At 71.0% G+C, this 2,445-nt stretch carries 3 protein-coding genes; all 3 read left to right on the top strand.

The window, feature by feature from the left end; genetic code table 11:
- The first annotated feature begins 85 nt into the window (after positions 1-85).
- From AOK01_RS39920 to AOK01_RS39930, 3 genes are read left to right on the top strand one after another with little or no spacing between them, the layout of a single operon-like run.
- Positions 86-766, top strand: a complete 681-nt coding sequence (locus AOK01_RS39920) for an ABC transporter permease (protein WP_055520536.1) — start codon at positions 86-88, stop codon at positions 764-766.
- On the top strand, positions 763-1,428 hold the full coding sequence (locus AOK01_RS39925) for an ABC transporter permease (RefSeq protein ID WP_055520537.1): 666 nt from the start codon (positions 763-765) through the stop codon (positions 1,426-1,428). The genes AOK01_RS39920 and AOK01_RS39925 overlap by 4 nt, the downstream gene beginning before the upstream one ends.
- 32 nt (positions 1,429-1,460) lie before the next feature.
- Positions 1,461-2,405: an ABC transporter substrate-binding protein gene (locus AOK01_RS39930; protein ID WP_055520539.1), complete on the top strand. Its 945-nt coding sequence runs from the start codon at positions 1,461-1,463 to the stop codon at positions 2,403-2,405.
- Positions 2,406-2,445 lie beyond the last annotated feature (40 nt).

Below are 2,445 nucleotides of genomic sequence, written 5' to 3' on the forward strand. Positions count from 1 at the left end.
CGAGGGGCGTTCAACTCGCCCCCCCCCCCCCCCGTACGGGCCATCACCACGCGCAGTCCGCCGCCCGCCCCGATGGACTGGACCCGTGACCGCGCCCCCGGACGACTGCCTCGCGCGCAACGAGTGGATCTGCGGCGCATACCTGGACACCCGCCGCGACATCCTCCTCGACGCGGTCGGCCAGCACCTTCGGCTGACCGTTCTCTCCGTCCTCATCGGCCTGGCGATCGCCCTGCCGCTCGCCGTGCTCGCGCGCCGCTGGGGCTGGGCGGCAGGACCGGTGCTCGCCGTCACGACGGTCCTCTACACGATCCCCTCGCTCGCCATGTTCTCGCTGCTCCTGCCGGTGTACGGACTGTCGGCGGCCCTGGTCGTCGCCGGCCTCGTCCTCTACTCGCTGACCCTGCTCGTACGGAACATCCTGGCCGGGCTCCGGGCCGTCCCCGAGGAGACCCGGCAGGCGGCCCGCGGCATGGGATACGGGCCCGTGCGCCTGCTGCTCACCGTCGAGCTGCCGCTCGCCCTGCCCGCCGCCATGGCCGGACTCAGGATCGCCACCGTCTCGGCGGTATCGCTCGCCACGGTCGGCGCGATCGTCGGCTTCGGAGGGCTCGGCAACCTCATCTACTCGGGAATGAACACCTACTTCAAGGCCCAGGTCCTCACCGCGTCCGTGCTGTGCGTGGTCATCGCGGTCGCCGCCGATCTGCTGCTGCTCGGGCTCCAGTGGCTGATCACCCCCTGGACGAGAGCGAAGCGCGGATGAGGACACTCACCGACGGCTGGGACTGGCTCGCCGACTCCGCGCACTGGGCGGGCGACGACGGCATCTGGCACCGGCTCACCCAGCACCTCGTGCTGACCGTGGTCTGCCTGGTGATCAGCTGTCTGATCGCGCTGCCGGTCGCCCTCGTCCTCGGCCACCTCGGCAGGGGCGGCGCGCTCGCCGTCAACATCTCGAACGTCGGCCGGGCCGTCCCCACCTTCGCGGTGCTCGTCCTGCTGCTGCTCACCCCGATCGGCGACTGGGGCGACGGCCCCACGGTCGTCGCGCTCGTCCTGTTCGCCGTACCGCCGCTGCTCACCAACGCGTACGTCGGAATGCGCGAGGTCGACCGTGACGTGGTGCGGGCGGCCCGGGGCATGGGGATGACCGGTCGGCAGCTGCTGTGGCGGGTCGAGGCGCCGCTCGCGCTGCCGATGATCCTGGGCGGAGTGCGCATCGCGGCCGTACAGCTCGTGGCCACCGCCACGATCGCCGCGCTGGCGGGCGGCGGCGGACTCGGACGGATCATCACCGCCGGGTTCAACCTGGCGAGTACGCCGCAGGTCGTCGCCGGCGCCGTCCTCGTGGCCGTCTTCGCGCTCCTCGTCGAAGGCGTTTTCGAGGTGGTCGAGCGACTGGCGCCCGGCCGGGGCACCCGATGAGGACGGCGTATCGGACGAGGACCGCGCACCCGATGAGGCGTCGCGCGGCCCTCGCCTGCCTCCTGCTTCTGCTGACCGGTTGCGTATCCGGTCCCTCCCTGGAGAGCCGGGGAGAGGTCACCGCACCGCCCGGCGACAGCGAGAACCTCACCATCGGCTCGGCCGGCTTCACCGAGAGCGACCTGCTGGCCACCCTGTACGGGCTGCTGCTGGAACAGGCGGGCTACCAGACGTCCACGTTGACCGTCGCCAACCGCGAACTGTACGAACCGGCCCTGGAGTCGGGGCAGATCGACGTCGTCGCCGAGTACGCGGCCACCTTCGCGGACTGGCTGAACGCCAAGACCAACGGGGCGGACGCGGCCGCCGTCGGCTCGCCGGACCTGGACGCCACGATGAGCGCGCTGCGGAAGCTGGCCGCGCCCCGGGGACTCACCGTCCTCGACCCCGGCAGGGCGGTCGACCAGAACGCCTTCGCCGTGACCCGGGCCTTCGCACGCGAACACGGCCTGAGGACACTCAGCGACCTGGGCGCGTCCGGTGTCCGGGTACGGCTCGCGGCGGGCGACGAGTGCGTGCGACGGCCGTACTGCGAACCGGGGTTGAAGAAGACGTACGGCATCGACATCACCGGCGTGGACCCCAAGGGCGTCGGCACCACCCAGGCGAAACGGGCCGTGCAGAACGGCCAGGACCAGATGGTGCTGACCACCACGACGGACGCGACGCTCGACGACTTCGGGCTCGTCCTGCTCACCGACGACAGACACCTGCAGAACGCCGACTACATCGTGCCGGTCGTCAACCGCTCCCGAGCGGGCGACGAAAAGGTCACCAAGGCACTCGGCCCCCTCAACGACGTACTGACGACCGCCGACCTGGCCGACATGAACGAACAGGTGGACAGCTGGCGCCGCCTACCGAAAGACGTGGCCCGCACCTACCTGAAGAACAAACACCTACTGAAGCCCCCGTAAGGGGCGCGAGGAACGGCACGCCAAGCCCCCACGAACCCGC

This window comes from Streptomyces aurantiacus (genome assembly GCF_001418335.1).
In the GTDB taxonomy this organism is placed as follows: Bacteria; Actinomycetota; Actinomycetes; order Streptomycetales; family Streptomycetaceae; genus Streptomyces; species Streptomyces aurantiacus.

Bases quoted from the DNA above. Each gene is read 5' to 3' on its own strand.
- AOK01_RS39925 (WP_055520537.1), top strand. From the start codon at position 763: ATGAGGACACTCACCGACGGCTGGGACTGGCTCGCCGACTCCGCGCAC.
- AOK01_RS39930 (WP_055520539.1), top strand. From the start codon at position 1,461: ATGAGGCGTCGCGCGGCCCTCGCCTGCCTCCTGCTTCTGCTGACCGGT.